Annotated in this window: 19 protein-coding genes; 10 read left to right on the top strand and 9 right to left on the bottom strand. The window is 70.3% G+C overall.

Annotated features, from left to right (window positions below):
* Positions 1–111: 111 nt before the first annotated feature.
* Positions 112–3,405, bottom strand: coding sequence for a glycoside hydrolase family 97 N-terminal domain-containing protein (locus AC5L38_RS09765; protein WP_495242419.1), 3,294 nt, complete (start codon positions 3,403–3,405; stop codon positions 112–114).
* 146 nt (positions 3,406–3,551) lie between these two features.
* Here AC5L38_RS09765 and AC5L38_RS09760 point away from each other — a divergent pair, with 146 nt between their 5' ends.
* Both AC5L38_RS09760 and AC5L38_RS09755 read left to right on the top strand, forming a co-directional pair.
* Positions 3,552–4,721, top strand: coding sequence for an ROK family transcriptional regulator (locus AC5L38_RS09760; RefSeq protein ID WP_495242418.1), 1,170 nt, complete (start codon positions 3,552–3,554; stop codon positions 4,719–4,721).
* Between the two features lie 230 nt (positions 4,722–4,951).
* Positions 4,952–6,940: an alpha/beta hydrolase gene (locus AC5L38_RS09755; RefSeq protein ID WP_495242417.1), complete on the top strand. Its 1,989-nt coding sequence runs from the start codon at positions 4,952–4,954 to the stop codon at positions 6,938–6,940.
* Positions 6,941–7,015: 75 nt separating this feature from the next.
* Here the strand turns inward: AC5L38_RS09755 and AC5L38_RS09750 are convergent, their stop codons facing one another.
* Genes AC5L38_RS09750 through AC5L38_RS09740 form a run of 3 tightly spaced genes read right to left on the bottom strand, consistent with a single transcriptional unit; the run spans position 7,016 to position 8,425 of the window.
* Positions 7,016–7,321 (bottom strand): hypothetical protein, encoded by a 306-nt coding sequence (locus AC5L38_RS09750; protein WP_495242416.1) that lies wholly within the window; start codon positions 7,319–7,321, stop codon positions 7,016–7,018.
* Positions 7,322–7,371: 50 nt separating this feature from the next.
* Entirely contained in the window at positions 7,372–7,575 is a 204-nt protein-coding gene (locus tag AC5L38_RS09745) for a DUF397 domain-containing protein (RefSeq protein WP_495242415.1), read from the bottom strand.
* Complete coding sequence (locus AC5L38_RS09740) at positions 7,568–8,425, bottom strand: helix-turn-helix domain-containing protein (RefSeq protein ID WP_495242414.1); 858 nt, start codon at positions 8,423–8,425, stop codon at positions 7,568–7,570. The genes AC5L38_RS09745 and AC5L38_RS09740 overlap by 8 nt, the downstream gene beginning before the upstream one ends.
* Positions 8,426–8,670: 245 nt before the next feature.
* Between AC5L38_RS09740 and AC5L38_RS09735 the strand changes: the two genes are divergently transcribed.
* Positions 8,671–8,958, top strand: a complete 288-nt coding sequence (locus AC5L38_RS09735) for a hypothetical protein (protein WP_495242413.1) — start codon at positions 8,671–8,673, stop codon at positions 8,956–8,958.
* The gene (locus AC5L38_RS09730) at positions 8,955–9,443 is read left to right on the top strand and encodes an ATP-binding protein (RefSeq protein WP_495242412.1); all 489 of its coding nucleotides are present in this window, start codon (positions 8,955–8,957) and stop codon (positions 9,441–9,443) included. The genes AC5L38_RS09735 and AC5L38_RS09730 overlap by 4 nt, the downstream gene beginning before the upstream one ends.
* Before the next feature lie 366 nt (positions 9,444–9,809).
* Here the strand turns inward: AC5L38_RS09730 and AC5L38_RS09725 are convergent, their stop codons facing one another.
* Both AC5L38_RS09725 and wecB read right to left on the bottom strand, forming a co-directional pair.
* Positions 9,810–11,870 (bottom strand): glycosyltransferase family protein, encoded by a 2,061-nt coding sequence (locus AC5L38_RS09725; protein ID WP_495242411.1) that lies wholly within the window; start codon positions 11,868–11,870, stop codon positions 9,810–9,812.
* 63 nt (positions 11,871–11,933) lie between these two features.
* Positions 11,934–13,103, bottom strand: a complete 1,170-nt coding sequence (gene wecB / locus AC5L38_RS09720) for a non-hydrolyzing UDP-N-acetylglucosamine 2-epimerase (protein ID WP_495242410.1) — start codon at positions 13,101–13,103, stop codon at positions 11,934–11,936.
* A gap of 284 nt (positions 13,104–13,387) precedes the next feature.
* On the opposite strand from wecB, the gene AC5L38_RS09715 reads away from it, so the two are divergent.
* The 5 genes from AC5L38_RS09715 to AC5L38_RS09695 all read left to right on the top strand — a co-directional run bounded on the left by AC5L38_RS09715 (position 13,388) and on the right by AC5L38_RS09695 (position 20,415).
* Entirely contained in the window at positions 13,388–15,301 is a 1,914-nt protein-coding gene (locus tag AC5L38_RS09715; protein WP_495242409.1) for a glycosyltransferase family 4 protein, read from the top strand.
* A 129-nt stretch (positions 15,302–15,430) separates the two neighbouring features.
* On the top strand, positions 15,431–16,696 hold the full coding sequence (locus tag AC5L38_RS09710) for a nucleotide sugar dehydrogenase (protein ID WP_495242408.1): 1,266 nt from the start codon (positions 15,431–15,433) through the stop codon (positions 16,694–16,696).
* A 19-nt stretch (positions 16,697–16,715) separates the two neighbouring features.
* Positions 16,716–17,804 (top strand): glycosyltransferase, encoded by a 1,089-nt coding sequence (locus AC5L38_RS09705; protein WP_362689755.1) that lies wholly within the window; start codon positions 16,716–16,718, stop codon positions 17,802–17,804.
* A gap of 78 nt (positions 17,805–17,882) precedes the next feature.
* Entirely contained in the window at positions 17,883–19,727 is a 1,845-nt protein-coding gene (locus AC5L38_RS09700; protein WP_495242407.1) for a DUF4434 domain-containing protein, read from the top strand.
* Between the two features lie 19 nt (positions 19,728–19,746).
* Positions 19,747–20,415 (top strand): NUDIX hydrolase, encoded by a 669-nt coding sequence (locus AC5L38_RS09695; RefSeq protein WP_472746061.1) that lies wholly within the window; start codon positions 19,747–19,749, stop codon positions 20,413–20,415.
* 52 nt (positions 20,416–20,467) lie between these two features.
* Here the strand turns inward: AC5L38_RS09695 and AC5L38_RS09690 are convergent, their stop codons facing one another.
* Positions 20,468–21,139: a Uma2 family endonuclease gene (locus tag AC5L38_RS09690; protein ID WP_495242406.1), complete on the bottom strand. Its 672-nt coding sequence runs from the start codon at positions 21,137–21,139 to the stop codon at positions 20,468–20,470.
* 59 nt (positions 21,140–21,198) lie between these two features.
* On the opposite strand from AC5L38_RS09690, the gene hisC reads away from it, so the two are divergent.
* A complete protein-coding gene (gene hisC / locus AC5L38_RS09685; protein ID WP_495242405.1) occupies positions 21,199–22,260 on the top strand; it encodes a histidinol-phosphate transaminase in 1,062 nt (353 codons plus the stop codon).
* A gap of 149 nt (positions 22,261–22,409) precedes the next feature.
* Here hisC and AC5L38_RS09680 read toward each other — a convergent pair whose 3' ends face one another.
* The gene (locus tag AC5L38_RS09680; RefSeq protein ID WP_495242404.1) at positions 22,410–23,357 is read right to left on the bottom strand and encodes an EamA family transporter; all 948 of its coding nucleotides are present in this window, start codon (positions 23,355–23,357) and stop codon (positions 22,410–22,412) included.
* Positions 23,358–23,850: 493 nt separating this feature from the next.
* Positions 23,851–25,140, bottom strand: a complete 1,290-nt coding sequence (locus AC5L38_RS09675) for a GTP cyclohydrolase IIa (RefSeq protein ID WP_495242403.1) — start codon at positions 25,138–25,140, stop codon at positions 23,851–23,853.
* Positions 25,141–25,342: the final 202 nt, after the last annotated feature.

Here is a 25,342-nt window from a genome sequence, read left to right as displayed (position 1 = left end):
TACGAGGTGGGGCGAGGAGGGCGCGGCTCGCGATCGCGGTCTCCGCGAACGCGCCCGTCCCCGCGCGATCGGCCGATCGCGCGGGGACGGTGATGACTCCGGTGTCGCGGGTCACCTGCGGATGACGCCGGGGTTGGGGTCGAGGGTGATGGAGTCGAGGTTGACGTTGCCGTTGTCGTTGGGGCCGTACACGAAGGTCAGCGGGGTGGCCTTGGTGAGGCGGAGGTCGGCCTGCTGCTCGGACCAGGTGGCCCAGGTCGGCAGGGTGGGCAGCCGGAGCTGGAGGGACTGCGTCCCGCTGGAGAGGGTCATGGTCTGGGTGGCGCCCATGGCGTTGGCGTAGCGCAGGCGGACGGTGTACAGGCCGTCGGCGGTGACCGGGGCGTTGAAGCGGACGGCGCTGTCCTTGGTCTTCAGGCAAGCCACGAAGCCGGTGCCGGTGTAGCCGGCGTGCTCGGTGCGCAGGCACGCGCCGCTGACGAGCTGCGCGGACTCCGCTTCGAGCCTGCGGGGGCCGGCGGCGAGATGCCCGCTGACGGACAGCAGGTCGGCCGCGAGGTCCGGGGCGATCGGCTCGGCGTTGACCAGGGTGGTGAACCGGGTGAGGGCCGCCCGCATCCCCGCCGGGTCGCCGGCGACCGCCGCGGTGATCGCGGCCCTGACCTCGGGGACGAGCCTGCCGGACAGGTCCGGGCCGAGGGCGCCCGTGTCCGTCGCCAGCCGCACCTTCAGGGCGAGGGAGAAGAGCGCCTCCGGTGCGCCGAGCCGGGTGGTGAGCAGTTCGTCGACGGCGGTACGGGCCCGCGCGGTCACCTCGGTGAGGGGGAGACCGTAGAGGGCGAGGCGTACTTCCTGGAGGGCCAGGAGGCGGCCGGTCGGGTCGCCCTGGCGGAGCAGGGTCTCGGACCTGGTGATCGCGGGCTGGAGGAGCGCCATCGCGGACGAGGTCACCTCGCCGGACCTGCGCAGCTCCCGGACGAGGCCGAGCAGCGAACGCGTCTGCGTCACGTGGGCCGCCTCGCCGCGCTCGCCGGTGGGCGCGCCGACCGCGACCCGGAAGTCCTGGTCGGGCACCTCGGTGGCGGGCAGCGTCCACTCGACGGTCCTGGCCCCGCCGCCCGCGACGCGGACGCGCTGGGCGTCACCGACGGCGCGGCCGTCGAGGAACACCTGGGTCGGGAACCCCGCCACGGTGCTGCCGGAGTTGGTGATCTGTGCCTTCACGGTGAGCCGCTGGGTGGCCGGGTCCAGCACGGCCTCGGGGGTGCCGTGACCGGCGCGGGGCGCGGCGTACCAGGAGAGGTCGCGGAGGTCGTCCGCGGTCGCGGGCCTGATCCTGACCGCCTGGCCGCCGGCGGCGACCAGCGACATCGACAGCCGGGTGGACGACCTGACCAGGGTCTTGCGGATCTCGACCGGGAGCGGGTCGCCCTTCCAGGTGGTCTCCTGGGCGTCGGCGTAGGTCTCCGCCACGAAGCTGCCGCCGGGGAGGAACGAGAGCGGCACCTGGAGGGTCCGGTCGTTCTCGTCGGTGATCGCGCCGAGGTACCAGGTGTCGCCGCTGCGCCGGGCGGTCGTGGTGTGGTCGCCGATGACGCTGTCCAGGACGCGGGTCTCGTCCCAGGTGGCGGGCATGTCCTTGAGGTAGGCGAAGCCGGGGTGGGCCGCGTAGTTCTCCGGGGTGTCCGCGAGCATCTGCAGCGGGCTGAAGAACGTCGGGTACAGCGCGAGCTGCGCGGCCGAGGTGGTCTGGACGCGGGTGCCGAGCTTGGCCGGGTCCCACGTGACGTTCAGGACGCCGGGCGTGTAGTCGGCGGGTCCTCCCATGAACCGGGTGAAGGGGAGGATCGTGGCCTGCGCGGGCGGGTTGCCGTTGGAGCCCATGTAGTTCTGCTGCTCCATGCCCGCGATGCCCTCGCCCGACATCATGTTCGGGTAGGTGCGCGCCAGGCCGGTGGGCTTGATCGCCTCGTGGGCGTTGACCGTGATGCGGTGCCGGGCCGCCGCGTCGATCACCCGCTGGTAGTGGCGGACGGCCTCCTGGTCGTAGTGGCTGCGGTTGACGCCGCCGAGCAGGAACTTCGTGGCGTAGCCGGTCTTGATCGCGTGGATGCCGAGCTCTTCGTACCTGGAGAAGATCTCCTCCAGGTGCTGGTCGTAGTAGTCGATGTCGCCCCGGGTCTCGTTGTGCGCGATGTACCCGACACCCTTGTCGGCGGCGTAGCGAAGGACCTCGGGGAGGTCGAAGTCGGCCTGCGGGGTGAGGAAGTCCTGGTTCGCCCAGCTGCCGCCGGAATTGGTGTTCCAGCCCTCGGCGAGCACGAACTTCGCGCCCGCCTCCTTGGCCAGGTCGATGTACTGCTTGACCCGCGCGGTGGTCGCGCCGTGCTTGGGCCCGGAGTTCCAGGTGGTGTGCCTGCGCTGGAGCTCCCACCAGACGCCCACGTACGTCGCGGGCTTGATCCAGGACGTGTCGTCGCAGATCGCGCACGGGTCGTTGAGGTTCTCGATCAGGTGGGACTCGCCCAGGTCGCCGGGGCGCTCGCCCACGGTGAGGGTGCGCCAGGGCGTGGAGAAGGCGCCGTTCAGCTTGGCCCTGGTGCCGTCGGGGAGGGCGATCAGGTCACTGGAGAACCGGCCGGGCCGTCCCGGTACCGCCTTCAGCGTCATGCTGGGGTAGTCGGTCAGGTCGGCCTCGTGCACCACCACGTAGGAGTCGGCGGCGGGGGAGGCGGTGATGGGGGTCTGGGCGGTGGAGACGCCCGACAGGGGCAGGTCGCGGTAGTGCTGCTCGTCGGCGGCCCAGGTCCTGCCCGCGGGGATCGACCAGCTCCGGGCGGCCGGGTCGAGGGCGAACTCGGTCTGCTCGGCGGTGACGGTGTAGGCGTCCAGGCCGGGCTGGTCGGGGAAGTGGTAGCGGAAGCCGACCCCGTCGTCGAAGACCCGGAACACCACGTCGAGCCTGAACCCGGTGCCCGCCTGCACCGCGTGGACGGTGAGCTCGCTCGCGTGGTTCCTGACCTTGCTCGACGTCCCCCAGACAGGCTTCCACGTCTCGTCGATCGTGCGCCGTTCGACGGACTCGACGGCCATGCCCTGCGTGAGGCTGGGGCGTCCCGCGAGATCCACGCCGAGCCCGGACGCGCCGACGAGCACCTTGCCGCGCTTTGTCACGTCGTAGGTGAGGCGCCCGTCGACGACGTCGACCGCGACCCGCAGATCACGGTCCGGCGACTCGACGACCTGGGCGCCCTCCGCGGCGACCTCGGCGAGGGCGCTGGAGGCGGGCGTGGGTTCCTCGGCCAGCGCCGGCACCGCCACGATCCCTCCGGAGACCACGACGGCCGCCGTCATCGAGAGCAGTCCCGCCCATCTTCTTCTCCGCGCGGCCTTGTTACGTTCCATGCACGCCTCTTCTAACGGGGTGGTGATGTGACGGAAAAGGCTCCGTGACATGTTCCGTGACGGTAGAGGCCACAAAAGACTCTGGTCAACACCCTTAATACGATTTAATTAGTGTGTTAAACAGCCGAATTAGGTAGGCTCGGCCGGTGCCCACCACATCGAACCAGCGGATCGAGCGCAGCAGGCGCGCGATCCTCGACGCGCTGAACCAGTCCTTCCCCGCGACCCGGCAGGAGCTGAGCCGCCGGACCGGCCTCGCGCCGAGCACGGTCGCGGGGATCGTCCGGGATCTGCTGGCCAGCGAGCTGGTGCAGGAGCACGAGGCCGCAGGCCACGCGGGACGCGGCAGGCCGTCGTCACGCCTGTCGCCGCGCCGCCTTCCGGGGCACCTCATCGGAATCGACTTCGGGCACAGGCACGTCTCGGTGGCGCTCGCCTCGACCGCGCAGGAGATCGTCGCCGAGGGGAGGGTGCCCCTCGACGTGGACGCCTCGGCGAGCAAGGCGCTCGACCGGGCGGCGGTCCTGGTCATCGACCTGCTGGACCGGGCGAGAATCCCGGCCGGCTCGGTACGGCGGACCGTGGCGGGGATCCCGGGACCGATCAACCAGGCGACCGGCAAGATCCAGTCGGCCACGATCCTCGCCGGCTGGGCCGGGGTCCGGCCCCGGCAGGAGCTGATCGCCCGGCTCGGCGGCGAGGTGGTGATCGCGAACGACGCGGAGCTCGCCGCGCTGGCCGAGCACACCCACGGGGCCGGGCAGAACGTGTCCGACCTGGTCTACGTCAAGGCCTCCCACGGCATCGGGGCCGGGCTCATCCTCGGGGGCAGGCGATACACCGGGGCGTACGGGGCGTCGGGGGAGATCGGCCACACGCTGGTCCAGGAGGGCGGGACGCAGTGCCGCTGCGGGCAGCGCGGCTGCCTCGAATCGGTGGTGTCGATCGCCGAGGTGTGGAGGCAGCTCATCGCGGCGGGCCTGCCGCCCTCCGAACGACCCGACGATTTGTTCCTGGACGCCCTCGTCCACAACCCGGTCGTCGCCCGGATCGTCACAGACGCGGGACGCCAGCTGGGACGGGTCCTGTCCGACCTGTGCAACGCCCTGGACCCCGCGATGATCATCATCGGCGGCGAGCTCGCGACCGCGGGGGAACCCCTCCTGGAGGGAGTCCGCGAATCCCTGCGCCGCTTCGCCCAGCCCGCGATCAGCGACCGCGTCCAGATCCGCTCCTCCACCCTCGGCCCCCGCGCCGCCCTCATCGGCGCCCTCACCCTCGCCGCCACGACAGCCGAAGCCGCCCCGGTCGGGTAGGCGTCATATTCATCCTGCTCACAAAGGAGTGTCAGCTCACAAAGGAGTATCGGCGAGTTTCCCAGCCATCCTCCCGGCCTCGACCCCTCCGTACTCCGCCGCCCTCCAACGGCCGTCACCGGGTTCTTATATGAGGTAGGGCCGCCCTTACCTCCAATACACCGGCAGGCGTCAGCGAGCCGCCGGCCCGTTCGCACCAGACTCGCTCCTGACACACAGGAGAGGTCGGCATGGACACCTCGGGACTGACCCCCGCCAGGATCATCGCCCTGGCGGCCATGATCCTCACCACTCTCGCCCTCGGCTACCTGGGCGTACGGGACACGACGACACCGGTGGCGTCGCCCGCGGCCAAGGCCGGCACGCTGAGCCTGCACCCCTGCACGTACGAGACCGAGACCGGAGCCCTCCCGGCGGACTGCGGCATCCTGACCGTCCCCGAGAACCACGACGTTCCCGGCTCCCGGCCGATCACGCTGCCCGTGACCCGCATCCGGGCCACCGGCCCCGACCCGGCCGAGCCGATCTTCCGTCTCGGGGGCGGGCCCGGCCAGACGAACATGACCTTCAAGGAGGCCGGCCGCCTCTCCGAGCGGCACGACATCGTCCTGGTCGGCTACCGGGGCATCGACGGTTCCGTCGTCCTCGACTGTCCCGAGGTGACCACGGCGATGCGGTACTCCGCCGACCTCGCCGGACCCGACACATCGCGCCGTACCTCCCGGGCCTACGCCGACTGTGCCGGACGCCTGACCGAGGAAGGCGCCGACCTCGACGGCTACTCGCTGCCCCAGCGCGTCGAGGACCTGGAGGCCGTCCGCGGCGCGCTGGGCTACCGGCGGATCAACCTGATCAGCCAGAGCGTCGGGACCCGCACCGCCATGATCTACGCCTGGCGCCATCCGCGGTCCATCCACCGGTCGGTGATGACCGGCGTGAACCCGCCCGGTCACTTCCTCTGGGACCCCGCCATCACGGACGACCAACTCGCCCGATATGCCGGGCTGTGCGCCCAGGACTACACATGCGCCGCACGCACCGAAGACCTCGCCGCCTCCATGAAGGCGACCGCCGCCCACCTGCCCGACCACTGGGGACCCCTGGTCATCAAGAGCGGCAACGTCCGCGCCGCGACGCTGATGGGACTGGTCAACTCCACACGGTTCGCCGCACCGCTCAACGCGCCCGCGATGCTCGACGCCTGGCTGGCCGCCGCCGACGGCGATCCCAGCGGGCTCTGGGCCGTCTCCCTTCTCGCCGACCTGACCATCCCGACGTCCTTCGTCTGGGGAGAGTCCGCCGCGACCACCATGGTCGACGCCGCGCCGGTCGACCGCTACTACGCCGGAGGGGGCGACCCGGGCTCGATCCTCGGCAACGCGGGCGCGGATCTGCTGTGGGCCGGCGGTGGCCTCACCAGAGCGTGGCCCTCCAGCCCCGATAATCGCGGATACCAGCGGACGCGCCCGACCGACGTCGAGACACTCCTGATCGGCGGCACCGTCGACTTCACCACCCCCGCCGAACTCGCCACCGGGGAACTGCTGCCCGCACTGCCCAACGGCCGCCAGGTGATCCTGGCCGAACTCGGGCACACCACAGACTTCTGGCGCTATCAGCCCGAGGCCAACCGGCGGCTGCTGACCGCCTTCTTCGACCACGGCCGGGTCGACACCTCCGGGTACACCACCCACGAGGTCGACTTCCAGGCCGGTACGCTCAGCATGCCGAACATCGCCAAGATCCTCGCGGGCGTCCTGACCGGCCTCACGCTGGCCGCCGCCGCCCTGCTCGCCGGGATGACCCGCCGGGTACGCCGCCATGGTGGCTTCGGGCCCGGAACCGGCATCTGGCTGCGCGTCCTGACCCCGGTGGTCCTCGGCCTCGGCGGCTGGTCCCTGGCCGTGCTGACCGTGTCGATCCTGTGGCCGGCGACCTACCTCGGCGACCCGCTCGTCACCGTACCGCCCGTCGGCGCCGCCATCGGCTACGGCGCCTACTGCGCCTGGACCCGTCGCGACCGGACCTCCCGGCACCGGCACCGGGGCCTGGCCGCCGCACCGGCCGCCGCACTCGCCGGAGCCTGGCTGGGGTTCTCGGCCGCCGACGGCCTCCCCGCCGTGACGACCACGATCATCGGCGCCACCCTCGCCGCCAACCTCGCCCTCCTCACCCTCGACATCATCGACGGCCGCGCCGCCACACCGCAGGAGAGCTGATCGACGCCCCTCACCCTGTCCCATTCACCTCGTCACCCGGAGGCGGGACCGTGACCCGGTCACCACGCTCCGGACTCACGCCGAAACCTCCACCGGCCCGAAGTCGCCGCGTGTGGCCTTACGAGCCTGGGCATAGCGGGTGGGGTCAGCCTTGATCCTGGCGGTCGCCCGCCAGCCTGCGATTACCTCCTGTGTGATGACATCCACATCCAGTTCCACGGCGCCGGAGAGCGCCTCCACCAGTTCGAGGGTGAAGGCACGCAGTTCGGCGGAGGTGAGGTGGCGGACCCAGGGGAAGACCTCAGGCATGGCGATGACCAGCGCGCGGGTGGGATCAGAACTCTTCTGCCAGACAGCATTGGCCCGATAGCGCTGGGACATCCGAGTTCTCCCTTCCCTGCGCTTGAAATCTCTTCTGACCGCTCGCGTGGTCAGGGGCGTGTGTCGAAGTCTCCGGTTTTGACGCGGCCGAGGAAGACGGCCCAGCCACCCGATGAGAAGACGAGCGCGGCACCGCTGGGATCCTTGGAGTCGCGGACAGCGATCAGGTTGGAGACGGAGGCGACTTCGACGCAGTTGTTACCGCTGCCGCTCAGGCTGCTCTTCTGCCAGAGGGCGTTTGTCAGATCAGTCATGAGCTAACTGTTCCTTCGCCTCGGTGATCAGTCCTATGGATGCTTCCGGGGACAGAGCCACATCGCAGATGCGTGCGAATGTCATTTTATAGCGATCTACCTGATCTGAGCTCTCGATATAGACGTCACCGGCTGTGCCTTCGACGTAGGCGACGGCGGGATCGACCTCCTCCGCGAAGGACAGGACGGTGAACGCCCCTTCCAGCCCGGCGTGTGCTCCGGCGATGTAAGGAAGGACACGAACCGTCACGTTGGAACGTCGTGCGGCGATCAATATCGCTTCCAGTTGGTCGCGCATCAGCGCAGGGCTTCCGATAGGGCGGCGGATGACGCCCTCGTCCATCACCGCGTGAAGTTCGGGCGCCTCGGGGCGGCTGAGCAGGGTGCGTCGTGCCATGCGGGCCATGACCCGTCGATGGATGTCTTCGCCGTCATACGGTCCAGGTCTTCCGGCGCCGATCACTACGCGGGCGTAGTCCTCGGTCTGCAGAAGGCCTGGGACGAGTTGCACCTCCCACTGATGGATCGAAGCCGCTTCGTCTTCCAGGCCGATGTAGGAGCCGGTGAACACGTCGGCGTAAGCGGTCCACCAACCTCTCTGGCGGACCTCCTTCGCAAGTTGGATCAGCCCGGCGCGGGTCGGCGAATCGGCGCCATAAAGATCGCAGACAGCGGCCACATCGGTGGCGCTCGCACGAGTACGACCTGTTTCGATACGGCTCACCTTGCTACGGCTCCATCCGAGCCGGGCTGCGGCATCCTCGGGGCCCAGTCCGCTCGCTTCGCGCATCTTGCGTAGTTCACGGGCAAGACGCCGAAGCCGGACAGTGGGGCTGTAGGTCGGTGACATGTGCCCAGTGTGACGGAGTGATCACGAGGCTGTCCCGGGTACGCAGATTAATTTGAAACTGCACAGTGCATTGACAGGCTGCACTACCCAAGCTCATCATGACGACGTCATCACTTTCCGTTGTCTTCGATAACTGCAAGTGAACGTCGAAACGCCACCAGACAGCTCCCTGTACGCAATTCGGACGGGGCGCATCTCTCCAGCACCCACCACGCGGAACGACTCCGCAGCAGGAGGTCGGCACCATGGGCACACGCGATCCGCAAGAGCAGTTCACTCACCTCGTACGACTCGGCTGGGACCTGCGAGGTCTCGGCTTGTGCACCTCGCTGGTCCTTCCTCGGACAGGGCAGCCGGTGCTGGAGGTCATGTCCGGGAGCGAGGTCCGCGTCCGCATCACCGTCGTGCGCCGTGCCTGCGGGTGGGTGTTCGTCTGGCGGCCCTGGTGGGCCAGGGTGTGGCGGCCCGGTGAAGCGGTGTGGGCCGAGGCCGACAATGCGGCCGACGTCATCGTCTCGGTGGCGATCGCGTGATCGCGTACAACCAGGCCGCCTGCCGGTACGAGCGGCAGCGGACGGCCTCGGAGCGCTGGGCTGTGCTGCACCCGCTGGGCCACGCCGAGTTCGCGGGAACCCCCTGCTCGGTCGCGACGGTACGCACCTGGGCGCGGCACCTCCTGAACGGGAGAGTCGCCGACACCGCCCTCGACGACGTGGTGCTGCTGCTCAGCGAGGTCGTGACCAATTCCGTCGTCCACTCTGACTCCGGGCACACACCGGGAGGGTCGGTGACGGTCTGCCTGGGAATCGGCGGCGGCATGGTGCACGCAGAGGTGATCGACGACGGCTCGGCGACCAACCTGCCGTTCGTCCGTGCGGCCGGACTCGACAGCGATGGCGGACGCGGCCTGCTCCTGGTGGAAGCCATGGCAGCCAGGTGGGGTGTTCACCACGACACCGAGGCGGGCACCGCCGTCTGGTTCCACCTGCCGGCCGACGGTGTACTCAGGACCGCATGAGCTTCGTACGCCGAGCGAGCCCCGGCGAGCGCCCATGCGCTCCTTTCCGCACCGGCGCTTCAGCTACGGCGTTCGACGAGCAACGGTCCCGTACGGATTGCTTCAGCGTCAAAGAGCCCGATGGGCGGCCCGTCGCAAAGCAGCTACGGTCCGCAGGGCGTATGGCGAGACGAGCCGTGTGCGGAGGTGGGTGGGTGTTCCGGGCGGCTTATAAAAATCAGCGAGCAGCGCGCCCGCCAGGCCGGAGGCCTGACGCACCAGGGCCGCCACCAACGACGGCCGCCCGGAGCACCCACCCACCGGAGCGCGAACCCACGTCCCACACCGGACGAACACCCGGACGACATCCTCCGGGAACCGCCGAAGTCAGATCATCACATGCGCCTCGGGATGCCCGGCGAAGGAGAACTGGGCGTTGCGGGTGAGCTTGATGTCGTCGGCCTGCCAGGTGTGCATGGACTTGTCGCCGCTGCGCCAGTAGACGAAGTTGAAGCGGTCGGCGGAGTAGATCTTGACGCGGTCTTCCTTGAGGCGGCGGACCAGGTGGGTGTCCTCGCCGCGCGTGATGTCCTCGAAGCCGTAGTGGCGGAACATGTCGGCCTTGCCGAGGAAGGTGCCGCCCTGCACCAGGAACGCGTAGCGGTGCTCCAGGCCCGGCAGGCGCAGCATGGTGGTGTTGCTGCCCTCGAAGTAGGCGTAGTGCGCGCCCTTGCCCACCAGCTCGGCGTCGGAGTAGTCGAAGGCGCGGGCCAGGTCCGACAGGTAGTGCTCGCCGTACAGGTTGTCGTCGTCCATCTTGGCGATCAGCTCGCCCTCGGCCGCGGCGATGCCCATGTTGAGGCAGGCGCCCAGCGACAGCGACTCGTCGGCGGGCAGGACCACCACGTCGGTGATCCCGGCCATCCGGGCCTTGTCGGCGACGACGACGGGGTCGATGTCGAGGCCGTGCAGGACCATGACGAGCTGGACCGGCCGGTGGATCTGCCGGGCCACCGAGGAGATCGCGTGCTCGATCTGGGAGGCGCGGTTGGTGGGCAGGACCACCGAGATCGACCGGGTCCGCTGCTGCGTCGGCTTGCCGAGGAGTCCCAGGATCTGGTCCACGCGGTGCGAGAACAGGTGCTTGTCGAAGACCTCGCGCATGGCCAGGTGCCCCTGGCGGGCGCGCAGCTCGGGGCTGTTGATCAGGTGCAGGACCTGGTTGTACGACTCCAGCTCGTCCCGGGCGATCGGGATCAGCGACCCGAAGGTCTCCTCGATGGCCCGCGACCAGCCGGAGACCACCGACGTCGAGCAGGCCGACAGCTCGAAGACGCGGCGGGCGCACATGGTCGGCGAGTCGAGCACCGAGTTCACGTTGAGGAAGACCTTGTACATCTTGTACGCGGCCAGCATCTGGTCGTACGGTAGCTCGCCCACGATGTGCGGGACGTACTCCTTCGGCCAGGCGTACTTCGGGTCCACGGTGCCGTTGCGGGCGAAGATGTGCAGCCCGAGCTCGCGGATCGGGGCGATGACGGTTTCCATCTGCTCGCGGCGCTCGGGGTGCTTGTCCCGGAAGTACATGCCCGCGAAGACGACGTCGTTCACGCGCCCGCGCTTCTCCTGGATGGGGTTGTGCACCCGGGGCTGCGCGGCGAACTGCAGGACGTCGACCCGGTCGTGGCCCAGCACCTCGCGGTAGCGGGGGACCATGTCGCCGTCGCAGGTGAAGACGTAGTCGAACAGCTTGGCCGTGTCGATGAAGAAGTCGAAGTTCGGCGGGTCCTCCTTGTTCCAGAAGACCGTGGGGATCCCCTCGGCGCGGCACCAGTCGATCAGGGCGCGCAGCTCCGGCTTGGGGGCGTTCGTGCCGGTCATCTGGTAGCGCCAGCGGCCCTGGTTGCCGTGCCAGGCCGACTCCGCGAACAGCATCTCAGGACGGCGCTCGGCGAAGATCTCCGGCCAGTCGCGGAGCCCGAACTCGATCTGGTCCCACTCGTACCTGAACGCCATCCGGGAGAAGTCGTCCAGGATGACCGCGACCTTCATGTCGGGGCGCACGATCGGACCGGCCGGCCACTTGACCTGCGGCACGTCGACCACGGGCCCCTGGTTCTTGAGCTCCTCGACCACCTCGGCCACCGGGCGGGGCGGCTTGGGCCCCTTGCGGGCCTGCAACGCGGAGCGCAGCTTGCCAGGCAGCGCGGTGACCCCGGGAGCGCCCTTGGCCGCCGTCAGTGCCTCGGCCACCCGGTAGGGGCGCTGCACCTTGGTCGACTCCAGCTTCCACTGCGCGTAGTCGGCACGCGCCTCGGCGATGGCGAGCCGCCGCTCCAGATCCTGGACGCGCTCCTCAAGACGCTCGACGACCTTGCGCTCCTCGGGCAGCCAGTTGATCGGCCCGAGACGCTGGAACTTCGGCTCTTCTGGGGTCTCATCGCTCATGGGGAATCGCCTTTGTCAGGGGTCGTGCCAGCGTACGACCATAGCCGTACCGAAATAGTCGTTTTAAAGGGATTTGGGCGGTACGGATTGGCCGGCCGGTGAGAGGTTGCCGCCGCGCAGCCAGGTCTCGATCACCCTGGCGATCCGGGGACCGGCCTTGCCGTCCCAGAGCGGGGGCAGCTCGCCCGACGGCGTCGCCGCGCCGTCCGCCAGGGCCCGGTCGGCGGCGGCGGCCAGCTGCGCGGGGGTGACGAGCCGGTTGGTGCCGTGCGTGATGGTGATCGGCCGCTCGGTGTTGGGCCGCACGGTGAGGCAGGGGACGCCCAGCATGGTCGTCTCCTCCTGCACGCCGCCGGAGTCGGTGACGACCAGCGTCGCGCCCCGCACCAGGGACAGGAAGTCCACGTAGCCCAGCGGGTCGACGATGAGGAGGTTGTCCCCGTTCACCAGTCCCGCCTCCGCCAGGCGGGTCCGGCCGCGCGGGTGCAGCGGCACCACGACCGGGAGGCGCTCGCTCACCGACAGCACGGCGTCGACCAGCTCCTTGGCGGAGGCCGGGTCGTCGACGTTGCCGGGGCGGTGCAGGGTGGCCACCGCGTACCGCTCGGGAAGGCCGAGCCGGGAACGCACCGGGGCGGGGTCGAGGTGGTCGAGCGCGGAGAACAGGCTGTCGATCATCGGGTTGCCGACGAGGTGCACCCGGGCCGGGTCGACGCCCTCGGCGGCCAGGTGGGAGAGCGCGTCCGGCGAGGTGGCGAAGAGGATGTCGGACAGGCCGTCGGTGACGACCCGGTTCACCTCCTCGGGCATCTCCCGGTCGAAGGAGCGCAGGCCCGCCTCCACGTGCGCGGTCGGCACGTGGAGCTTGGCGCAGACCAGGATCGCGGCCAGCGTCGAGTTCACGTCGCCGTACACGACGACCAGCGTGGGACGGTGTTCGAGCACCACGTCCTCCAGGCCGACCAGCAGGGCCGCCGTCTGGCGGGCGTGCGAGCCGGAACCGACGCCGAGGTTGGCGATCGGCTCGGGGAGACCGAGGTCGGCGAAGAACACGTCCGACATGAGCGCGTCGTAGTGCTGACCGGTGTGGACGATGCCCTGTCGCACCCCGAGTTCGGTGAGCGCGCGCACCACGGGCGCGGCCTTCACGAAGTTGGGACGCGCGCCGAGCACGTGCAGGACGAGGGGATTATCGGGGCCCTGAGCAGCGCCCGGACGGGCAAAGTCCCTCATTGACCTCGCCTTTCATGCGGCAGTGGGGCAAACGTTGCCTATGGTACGGTCACGGCGTGGTATCCGATGCCAACAGGCCAGACTCCCCCTCGGTTCCAGCGAAGGTTCCGGCGAAGCCTCCGGGTCCGGCGACATCCTCGGCACCGGCCGGTGGAGCCCCCGTCGAGAACTCCGCCCCCGCGGAGCCGGTGACGACCCCGGGTCCGGAACGGTCCGAGACACCCTCCGCGCCGGAGGCTTCCTCCCTCCCGGAGGAGACGACCCCGGTCGTGGCGGAGCCCGCCGTGGACACGCCCACGGAGCCACCGCCCCCGCCGAGCGCGGAGACGCCCCCGGCCGTGGACACGACTCCGGTCGCGGACACGACTCCGGTCGCGCCCAAGGACCCGGACGCGGTCAACGACCCGGACGCGCCCAAGGACGAGGTCCCGGTCTCCGACATGCCCACGGTCCCGGCGAGGCCCTCGGACGAGGACGAGGAGAAGGTCCCCGCGTCACTGCCGGCGCCCTCGGCCCCCCCGACGTCCCCCGACACCCCGGCCTCATCCACGCCCCCGGCCACCCCGGTGGCTGCGAAGTCGGCCAGGGCCGGACTGCGCGGGCTGATCAAGGGGTTCGTCCAGCACCCGGTCATCGTCTCCCGCGTCGTGGTGACCAAGGTGAAGTCCGACCCGGTGCGCGTGGCGCAGGCGGCGGCCGAGACGCTCCCGCCGAGCGTCCGCCCCGTCGTGGGCCGGTTCGCCTGGCCCGTGGCGCGCCGCGCCAAGATCGTCGTACGCAAGCTCGGCATGCGCCTGGTGAAGGGCCCGTGGAGCGAGGCGAAGGAGCACTTCGACTCCGGCCGGATGAGCGAGGCCGCCGCGGTGCTGCAGGCCCACACGCGCTACCCGTTCATCAGACGCAGGGCCGCCTACTACGCCGGTGAGCTGGCCGCGATCCAGCCGAACCCGATCCCGCCCAAGGCGAAGGTGATCGTCGGCGAGCGGTTCCCCGGCCGGGTGCTGCACTGCGTGACCAACGCGCTGCCGTACACGCAGGCCGGATACACCGTCCGCACGCACCGCATCGTCACCTCGCAGAAGGCCGCCGGGCTCGACCCGCACGTCGTGACCAGCTGGGGCTGGCCGATGATGCAGGGGCACGCCGACGCGACGCCGTACGAGGAGATCGACGGCATCCCCTACCACCGGCTCATCCCGAGCGGCGAGGTGCCGTTCGAGAGCCAGGGGCGGATGATCCGCGGCGCCGGTGAGGTGACCGAGCTGGTCAGGACGCTGCGACCGCAGGTGCTGCACGCCGCGACCGACCATCGCAACGGGTCGGTGGCGCTGGCGGTGCGCGAGCGCACCGGCACGCCGATGGTCTACGAGGTGCGGGGCTTCCTGGAGGAGACCTGGGCCTCCCGCGACCCCAAGCGCATCGGCAGCCAGCGGCACGTGCTCCAGCGCGACCGCGAGGCGTTCATCATGCGCTCCGCCGACGCCGTGGTCACCCTCGCGGAGACCATGGCCACCGAGATCGTCGAACGCGGGGTGCCGAGGGAGAAGATCTATCTCGCGCCGAACGCGGTGGACGACTCGCTGCTCAGCGCCGAGTACGACGGCGCGGCCTTCCGCGCCGCGTACGGCATCGAGCCCGGCGAGATCGTGATGGGCTCGGTGTCGAGCATCGTGGCCTACGAGGGCTTCGCCACCATGATCAACGCTGCCGCGCTGCTGCGGGACGAGGGCGCGCCGGTCAGGGTGCTGCTCGTCGGCGACGGCGTGGAGCGGGCGGCGCTGCTGGAACAGGTCGAGGAACTGGGGCTGGGCGACGTCGCGATCCTGCCGGGACGGGTCGGTCCCGACGAGGCCCTGCAGGCGCAGGCGGCGATCGACATCTTCGTCTGCCCCCGCGAGGACCTGCGGGTCTGCCGACTCGTTACACCATTGAAACCCGTCGAGGCGATGGCTCTCGGCAAGCCGGTCGTGCTGAGCGACCTGCCCGCCCTCTCCGAGCTCGTGGGCTCCGAGGGAGCCGGGCTTCTGGTGCCCGCGGGAGACCCCGAGGCACTGGCCAAGGCGATCGCCGGGCTGCGTGACGATCCGGGGCGAAGGGCCGAGATGGGTGAGGCGGGACGGGCCGAGGTGGCGGCGAAGCGTACGTGGAGCCGCATCGCGGAGACTTACCGTGATATTTACCGATCGATTGCTGGTTGATGGTCTCGTGTTGGTAACGGGGATCCCAGCCGTTTGCGATGCGTTCAATCGCATTAGGCGTAGCTCGTTCGGACTTGAGATAGCCTTTGCGACCATGAAGTGTTGTTTCCGGCGTTCCAAGGTCATCCAGTGACTGCCTACGACCTGGCCATCATCGGTCTGGGCTACGTCGGCATGCCCCTGGCCAAGGAGGCCACGGCGGCTGGTCTGCGGGTCGTCGGCTTCGAGGTCGACCCCGTGAAGGTCGAGGCCCTCAACGCGGGCTCGTCCTACATCGACGACCTGACCGACGCCGACCTTGAGCACATGCTGGCGGGGGGCTTCACCGCCACGCTGGACGAATCGGTCCTGGCCGACAGCCGGACCATCGTCATCTGCGTGCCGACCCCGCTGGACGAGGACCACCGACCCGACCTGTCGGCGGTCGAGGGTGCCACCGGCACCGTCGCCCGCAACCTGCGCGCGGGCTCGCTGGTGGTCCTGGAGTCCACCACGTGGCCCGGCACCACCGACGAGGTCGCCCGCCCCATCCTGGAGAAGGGCTCGGGCCTCACGGCGGGCACCGACTTCCATCTCGCCTTCTCGCCCGAGCGCATCGACCCGGGCAACCCCAAGTACGGCCTGCGCAACACCCCGAAGGTCGTCGGTGGCTACACCCCGGCCTGCAAGGACCGCGCGGTCGGGTTCTACTCCCAGTTCATCGAGCAGGTCGTGCCGGTCAGCGGCACCCGCGAGGCCGAGATGGCCAAGCTCCTGGAGAACACCTACCGCCACGTCAACATCGCCCTCGTCAACGAGATGGCGATCTTCTGCGACGAGCTCGGTGTCGACCTCTGGGAGTCGATCGAGGCCGCGGCCACCAAGCCGTTCGGGTTCCAGAAGTTCCTTCCCGGACCGGGCGTCGGCGGGCACTGCATCCCCGTCGACCCGTCCTACCTCTCCTACACGGTGCGCAAGCTGGGTTACCCGTTCCGCTTCGTCGAGCTGGCCCAGGAGATCAACGAGCGGATGCCGTCGTACGTGGTCGCCCGCGTGCAGCGCCTGCTCAACCGGCAGCGCAAGGCCGTCAACGGCGCCAGGGTGCTGCTGCTCGGTGTCACCTACAAGCCCGACATCGCCGACGAGCGCGAGACCCCGGCCCTGCCGGTCGCGCGGGCGCTGCTGGAGCTGGGCGCGGAGCTCGTCTTCGCCGACCCGTACGTCAAGGAATGGCACGTCGACGACGTCGAGGTGCCGCGTGAGGAAGACCTCGCCAAGGCGGTGGCCGAGGCCGACGTGACGCTGCTGCTGCAGCAGCACGCCGCCTTCGACCTGTCGATTGTCGAGGACCAAGGCAAGCTCGTGCTCGACACCCGAGGCGTGCTCGCCGAGGGTGAACGCGTCGAGCGGCTCTAGCGACGGAGGGCTGCGCGCAGTGCACGTGCTCGTCATGACGGTGGTGCATCACCCCGAGGACGCCCGGATCCTGCACCGGCAGATCCGCGCGCTCGTGGACGCCGGTCATGAGGTCACGTATGCGGCCCCGTACACGGCGCGGGGCGTGATGGCCCGCTCCTGGGTGAACGGCGTCGACCTCCCCCGCGCCGCCGAGCGCAAGCGGTTCGCCGCCGTGCGCGCCGCGCGCAAGGTGTTCAAGCGCATGCGCGGGCAGGTCGACCTCGTGGTCATCCACGACCCGGAGCTGCTGCTCGCGGTCGTGGGCATGCGCAAGCGGCCCCCGGTGGTCTGGGACGTCCACGAGGACACCCCGGCGACGCTGTCGCTGAAGCCCTGGCTGCCCGCGTTCCTGCGCCCGCCGGTGCGGTTCCTGGCCCGCCTGCTCGAAGGCACGGCCGAGCGGCACCTGCACCTGCTGCTGGCCGAGACCGCCTACGCCGGAAGGTTCCGCCAGGCTCACCTGGTGGTGCCCAACGAGACCTGGGTGCCCGACGAGGTGACCCCGCCGGGTGACGATCGCGTCGTCTACCTCGGCTGGCTGTCGGGGGCGCGCGGGGTGCGCGAGGCCATCGAGGTGGCCCGGCTGCTCCAGCCGTACCGGGTGGCGGTCGAGCTGATCGGCTACGCCGACCCGCAGTCGCGGCCGACGCTGAACGAGGCGGTGGCGGAGGGCGTGCTGGAGTGGCGCGACTTCATGCCGAACGACGAGGCGCTCAAGCGGCTCGACGGCGCGCTGGCGGGGCTCTCCCTGCTGCACGACGAGCCCAACTACCGGCACTCCATGCCCACGAAGATCGTGGAGTACATGGCGCACGGCATCCCGGTGATCACCACCCCCTCGCCCCGCGCGGTGGAACTGGTCGAGCGCTACGACAGCGGCATCGTCGTGCCCTGGCAGGATCCCAAGGCCGTGGCCCAGGCGGTGCTCTTCCTGAGAGACGACGCCAGGGAGCGGTATGGCCGGGGCGCCCGAGGGTATGCGGCGGCTCGTGCGAACCACCACTGGCCCAACTCGGCCCGCCGTTTCGTCTCGCAGCTGGAGGCGTGGGCGGGCGTCAAGAGCTGATCTCCGGTACGGAGGGGCTCACGGTGCTCGCCCGGCTCCTTATGTCTGCCTGATCACAAGAACGGTAGTGTCCTGAACGTGCGCTGGCTCATCGCTTTCCTGGGCGTGGCGATCCTCGCAGGGGTGGCGGCGTTCGTGGTGACCACGCCCTCCGGGAACGGCTCCCCGACGGCGGGGAGCTCGTCGCTCGCGGCGTCGCCCTCACCGTCCGCCTCGTCCCCCGAAGCCTCCCCCTCGGTCCCGGTGCCGGAGGTGGCCGAGTTCACTGACCCGTGTGGAACGTTCGACACGACGATGCGCTGGCCGTACGCCATCACCGGCTACTGGCTGATCCCGACCGCCGACCACTGCACCTGGCGCCGGCAGTTCGGCGCCATCCACGAGGTGGGCGGCGACACGGTGATCCGGATCGGCTGGGGCCTGCAGGCGCGCAAGGTCGACGACGACGGCCGGGTCCTCGACGGCGAGGGTAACGTCGACGCCCGCTACGAGCCGTGCGAGGAGGACGGGGTGCCGTGCGCGCTGGCGGCGGAGAACGACCTCAAGGCCGCCAACCCCGGCAACCGGGTGAGCTGGACGTTCGTCTACCGGACCGACGAGGCGTTCGGCCCCGACCTGTTCCGCTGCCCCGACTTCGAGCGGAAGATCGTCACGGAGAAGACCGTCTTCTACCGGATCGTCGCCCCCGACGACGGCAGCGACGACCCGAGCTGCGCGAACATCCGGGCCAAGGGACGCGGCTACCACGTGATCCTGGTCGCGGCCGCGCACGAGGACAGCCTCACCGAGCTGCTCGACCTCGGCGACCGGTTCGGGGTGAAGGTCTATCCCGCGCTGCCGCTCGCCCCCCGCGACCCGGCGCAGAAGACCCGGGCCGCCAAGCAGGGCACGGACACGCTCACCACGCTCACCCGGCGGATCATGCAGGACTACGGGGCGCGCTTCCAGGACCGGGAGTCGCTGGGCGGTTTCTACCAGCCGTTCGAGCTGCAGATGCGCGAGATGAAGTACCTCGGCGACTCCGACTCCGACCATCCGACGCTCAGGGTCTACGCCTCGCAGCACGAGATCGTCGAGCAGGAGATGCCCGGCAGGCCCGTCCTGGTCAGCCCCTACCTCGACGCCCGCAAGGAGCGGCCGTTCAGCGCCACCCCCAAGCAGGTCGCCAAGGGCTTCGAGGCCCTCGCCAGGACCGGCGTCGGGATCATCGCCCCGCAGGACAGCCGGGGCACGGGCAAGGTAGGGCTGTTCTGGCCCGACCAGCGCGAGGACGAGGTCGACGAGCGGCTGCGCCCGGTCGTCGACGAGAAGACCAACGGCGACGCCTACCACGGCTCGACCCGCGACTACTACCGCGAGATGTCCCTGGCCAGGACCAGGATGGTCGAGCAGGGCTTCAACGTGCAGCTCTGGGCCAACGTCGAGGCCTTCGAGCCGGCCGGCGAGGAGCGGTGCGCCGCGGGTTCCGACCGGGGACGCACCGACAAGGAGCGGCTCGACACGGCCGTGGCGCAGGTCGGACGCTACGTCTCCAAGATCGTCTCCTACATGTGGAGCGACTTCTACACCTGCGGCTCCCCGTCGCTGGCCGAGGAGATCGCCCGCGACCACGACCGTCCCATCGCGGCCGACGCGATCCGCATGCAGCGCGACATCCAGGACGGCGTGGAGATCCGCGGCTACGACATCCCGATGGGCTCCAAGGTCACGCTCACCTGGAAGGGTCAGAAGGAGCCCCACGTCGTCGACGTGGCCGGGGTGAACCTGACCACGCCGCCGCCTGACCTGCCGGTGCGGATGAGCACGGCGTGGATCCCGTTCGACTGGTCCAAGGTGCCCGACGACACCTGGGTACAGGTCTCGGTCGCGGCGGCCGACGGTCGTGCCGCCACCGAGCCGCTGCACGTCCGCGTGCGGGTCTGACCGGTGTAACGTGCCTGCCATGGTGCCGCGCATTCCCGTCAGCGTGGACCTTGTCGTCCTCACGGTGCGCCGCCAGGTGCTGAGCGCGCTCGTCTGGCGGCGCGACAACCCGCCGTACGAGGGACGCTGGGCCCTGTCAGGCGGTTTCATCCAGCTCGACGAGGACCTGCCCGCCGCGGCGGCCCGGGTCCTCGCCGAACGGGCGGGCCTTCCGGGGGCCCCGGTGCACCTGGAGCAGCTCCAGACCTACGGCTACCCCGACCGCGACCCGCGCCAGCGCGTGCTGAGCGTGGCCTACCTCGGCCTCGCCCCGCACCTGCCGACCTCCACCGAGGTGCACATGAGCTGGCAGCCGGTCTCCGCGCTTTTGTGCGAGATGGCCTTCGACCACCGGCGCATCATGGTCGACGGGATCGAGCGGGCCCGCGCCAAACTGGAGTACACCCCGCTGGGCGCGGCCTTCTGCCCGCCGGAGTTCACCGTCGCCGAGCTGCGCCGGGTCTACGAGATCGTCTGGGGCCGCGCCCTCGACCCGCGCAACTTCCACCGGAAGGTCACCAAGGCCGAGGGCTTCCTGGTGCCCACCGGCGGCACCACCACCCGCGACGGCGGCCGCCCCGCCAAGCTCTACCGCCGCGGCCCGGCCGTGGCGCTGCACCCCCCGATGCTCCGCTCCCTGAAGGAGTAGCCGGGGCCCCGTCGTCGTGAGCCGGGGGCCTCGCAGCCGATCAGAGGTCGCCTCAGAGGTCGTCGATCTCCGTCAGGTCGACGTCGACGTCGAACGGGATGCTGATCTTCAGCCGGTCGTGGTGGATCCCCATGAGCGCGTAGGCCTTGGTGGCCGGGTCCAGCTCGTAGACGTAGACGACCGGGCGGTCGTCCTTCTCCTCGATCCGCCAGAAGTGGTCGATGCCCGCCTGGGCGTACAGAACGGGCTTGCGCTCCCGGTCGCGGATCTCCGACTCGGCGGAGACGACCTCGACGGCGAGGACGACGTCGGCCGGTTGGTAGGTGGTCTGCTTCATCCCCAGGTCACCGTCGGCCCGGATCACCACGAGATCGGGCTCGGGGCGCTGGCGATTGCCGAGCGTCACCGTCATCTCCCTGCGAACGCGCAGGCCGACCGGAAGGGCTCGGCGCAGCGTGGTCTCCAGGAGAAACATGATGAGTGAGTGGAAACGAGTCTGGGGGCTCACGAAGACGAGAGTGCCATCGATGAGTTCCGTGTGCGGAGGGATCCCTCGAAGTCGGTCGAGGTCCTCGGCCGAGAAGCCCTCTTGGGGAGGGAACACCCATTTGGGCAGCGGCTCCAGCTCGAGCGACTCCGTATCGTCCGCCTCGGTGTTAGGCGCCTCAGCGCTCGGCCTCTCGGCCAGCGGTGCGATGCTCATGTCGTCCTTCCGGTCGGGCATGCCTCTCACCTCCAGTGTTACAGGATGCCCCATCCGCCCGCTGCTCATAAAGTAAGGCCATGCCTCGTTTCCGCGCGATCCTGGACACGATGCCCGCCTACCGGGCGGGCAAGGCCGTGGTGTCCGCCGACGGCCGGTCCTACAAGCTCTCCTCGAACGAATCTCCCTACGAGCCGCTGCCCTCGGTGGTGGAGGCGGTCGCCAGGGCGGCGACCCAGATGCACCGCTATCCCGACCCGGCGGCCACGGAGCTGACCGGGGCGATCGCCGAGAGGTACGGCGTCCCGGCCGAGCACGTCGCCCTCGGCGCGGGCTCGGTGACGGTGGCCCAGCAGCTCTTCGAGACCGTGAGCGAGCCGGGCGCCGAGGTGATCTACGCCTGGCGCTCCTTCGAGGCCTACCCGCTCCTCGCCGATCTGGCCGGGGCGACCTCGGTGCGCGTCCCGCTGCTGGGGGAGACGCACCACCTGGAGGCGATGGCCGACGCGATCACCCCGCACACCCGCATGATCTTCGTCTGCAACCCGAACAACCCCACCGGCACGGTCGTCCAGGCGGCCGAGCTGGAGGCCTTCCTCGACCGGGTGCCCGAGAGCGTGCTCGTCGTGCTCGACGAGGCCTACCGCGAGTACGTCAGGGACGCCGGGGTCACCGACGGGCTCACCGTCTACCGCGACCGGCCGAACGTGGCCGTGCTGCGCACCTTCTCCAAGGCGTACGGCCTGGCCGGGCTCCGGGTGGGCTACCTGGTCGCCGGCGAGCCGGTGGCGTCCGCCGTCCGCAAGACGATCGTGCCGTTCGCGGTCAACCACCTCGCCCAGGCCGCCGCGATCGCCTCGCTGGCCGCCGAGGAGGAGCTGATGGAGCGGGTCGACGCCGTGGTCAAGGAGCGCGACCGGGTCCGCGAGGCGCTGATCGCCCAGGGCTGGGAGGTGCCGGTGAGCGAGGCCAACTTCGTCTGGCTGCGGCTGGGGGAGCGCACGCTCGACTTCGCCGGGTCGTGCGCGACCGAGGGTGTCGCGGTGCGGCCCTTCGCCGGGGAGGGGGCCCGCGTCTCCATCGGCGACCCCGAGGCCAACGACACCTTCCTGGCCGCCGCGTCGGCCTTCTGGAGCGCCTGACCCGCCCGGGCCGGCCGCCCCGCCGGCCCGCCCGTCGCTCCGGTACCTCCGCCGGGCCACCTCCGCCTGGCCACCTTCGCCGGCCCGCCTTCGCACCGGGTGCCCGCGACCGTGTGAGCCCGCACGGTCGCGGGTCGTACGACCGCGCGCTACACGGCCGCGGGTTCCGCCTTCGTCTCCGGTACGGGCTGCGGCTTCCCGCGCCGCTCGGTGGAGACGACCAGGGCCACGCCGATGACGATCACCACGCCAGCCGCGACCATCGAGCCGGTGACCGGCTCGCTCAGCACGAGGGCGCCCAGCACGACCGCCACGACCGGGTTGACGTAGGCGTAGGTGGAGATCAGCGAGATCGGCGCGTTGCCCAGCAGCCACACGTACGCCGTGAAGGCGACCAGCGAACCGATCAGGATCAGGTAGGCCAGCGCGGTCCACGAGCGCGCGGAGACGGCGGCGACGTCGAGGCGCTCGCCCATCACGGCGGCGGTCAGGGCGAGCCCGAGGCCGCCCGCCGCCATCTCGACGGCGCTCGCGGAGAAGGGGTTCGCGGGCATCGGGATGCGGGACGCCAGGAACGAGCCGGCCGCCCACGACAGCGACGCCAGCAGGATGATCACGACTCCGGTGCCGTCGGCCGCGTTGCTCCCGCCGCCCAGCGACAGCACCGCCACGCCGCCGAACCCGATGAGCACCCCGACGAGTGTCAGCGCCCGCGGCCGGTCCCTGAACATGACCCTGAAGATGACCAGCCAGAGCGGTGTGGAGGCTACCAGCAGCGCCGCCAGCCCGCTGGAGATGTGCTGCTCGGCCACGGCGACCATGCCGTTGCCGCCGTTCAGCAGCAGCAGGCCGACCAGGGCCGCCCCGCCCGCCTCCCTCCAGGTCATCCGGAAGGCGCCCCGGCCCTTCAGCAGGTACACCGCGCCGCCCAGGACGAGCGCGGCCGTGACGAAGCGGACAGCTCCGCTGAGCAGCGGCGGGATCGTCTCGATCGTGATCATGATCGCCAGGTACGTGGAACCCCACACCACGTACACGATCGCCAGCGCTCCCCAGACGAGGAGCGACGTGCGGCTGTCAGTACTGTCTTGACCCATAGCTCATGACAATAGCGGCTGAAACCGACAATCCGCTCGCGGGTTTCGGCCCTTGAGACCGGTGCGGCGGGCTGCGACGTGGAGGTCGCGCGACATCGGATCCGGCTCGGCCCGGCGGAGCGGGCTCCGGGGGGTCGCGACCCCGGGATCCTCGCCGCATTGGGACAGGAGAGGCGTAATGGCCGGGCCGGAATGAACAAACCCCGTGAACAGGACCTGTGAACAGACCAAAATAAACAGGCCGGAATGAACAAGCCGCGGTGAACACGCCGGGGCCGGTCTGCCGCGATGAACGGCCCAAGACGGACAGCGCGAAACAGACGGTCCGAAACGGACAGCGTGCAACAGGAAGCGCGAAACGGACAGCGTGCGACGAACACCTCGCGAGCCGACGGGCCACGTCACGCCGGAACAGGCGAGCCGTGACCTGGGAGGTTCCGCCGTCCGGGTGCGGCGGAAGCCTCCAGGTCGGTGATGACCGTGGCGCGGGGGCTCAGCGGGTGCCGAGCTTCTCCACGATCAGCCGGTACAGCTGCCGGGGGCGCCCCGGCTGCGGCGTCCGGTTCGGCGGGAGCGGCCACGCGAGTCCCTCGTCTACCAGCGTGCGCAGCAACCGCCGTGCCGTGCGCGGGGTGACGCCGAGCATCTTGCCCGCGCCCTCCGCGTCCACCACGGTGTCTCCACCCTCCAGCTTGGCCGCCAGGCGGGCCAGGACCTCCACGCCCTTCGGCTTGAGCGGTCCGGCGCCCTGAGGGGGCATCCTGGGCGCCGGGATCAGCGCCCTGCCCTCCCTGTCGACCGCGAAGCCCTGGGCCTGCTTGCCCGCCTGGGTGCGCGCCAGCGCGGCCCTGGCGTGCGACTCGGCGTCGTGGGTGGTGCGGCCCATGCCGACACCCACCTCGACCGCCAGGCCCAGCTCGTCGCGGACCCGCGCGGCGAACGGCAGGACCCGGAAGCCCTCGGTGGCCGCGGCCACCGAACCGCGGGTCGCGGTGACCATGTAGCTGTGGTCGTCGACCGCGGTGACCGACGCGTTGATCCGGTTGGCCTCCTGCACCAGCAACCGGTGCAGCGACAGCCGGAGCTCGTCGCGCCAGTAGCGCGGCGCGGCCCGGCGGACCGGCTCGCGCAGCGTGGGCACCTCCACCAGGACCACGGTGAGCTGCGACTCCTCCAGCCTGTGGTGCGCGCCCAGCAGCGCCGCCGTGTGCAGCGCCGTGCGCACCGCGGCGGAGGTGGGGCGGATCCTCACCACGGGCACCCCCGCGGTCTGGAGGCGGTCGGCGACCGCGGGCAGACAGGTGAGCGCCCCGCTCGTGTTGCCCTGGCGGGCGAGGCGTTCGTGGAAGGCCGCGATCGTACCGGTGGCGCCCGGTTCGTCGCGGCTCTGCACATCCCCCGAGGGGAGACTCAGATCGTTGTACGCCTCCTCGACCTCTGCCCTGCCCAGGACGTCGATGCTGACCCTGCGCGGGTCTATCCGCTCGTCCAGCGCGGCCCTCGCCAGCGCGGCGATCAGGGCGGCGCCGCCGAGCTGGACATACGTCGCGGGCATCGTCAGCACCCCCGATCGCCGGGCCAGGTCGTAGGGGACCGGGCTGGCGAACAGGCATGCGTCCACCCCGGCTCCCAGCCGGGTGACCTTGTCGGCTGCTTCCTGCTCGTCACGGTATGCCGCCGCCACCAGGCGGCAGGGTAACGGGGCAGCCGCATGCCCCATCAACATCACCCGTTCGACGAGGTCATGGGGGCCCACCACACCGATAGTGAGGTCCGGTGTCATGGCACCCGGGCGTGACACTCGTGGCGCTTCTTCGGCCCGCTCGACCAATGTTCGTCCCATCATGCCGTCCGTTTGTTTTCGGCTCTCTTTTGGAACGATCGCTCGCGAGGGCCGTAATGTCACGCCCGATTTGCGGCCAATTCCGGAAGCCACTTCCGGGTTAAAGCCATGACTGGCATCGTTTACACAGGTCAGAGCGGTT

Source organism: Streptosporangium nanhuense (assembly GCF_059358815.1).
This window is presented reverse-complemented; position numbering and strand designations above follow the sequence as displayed.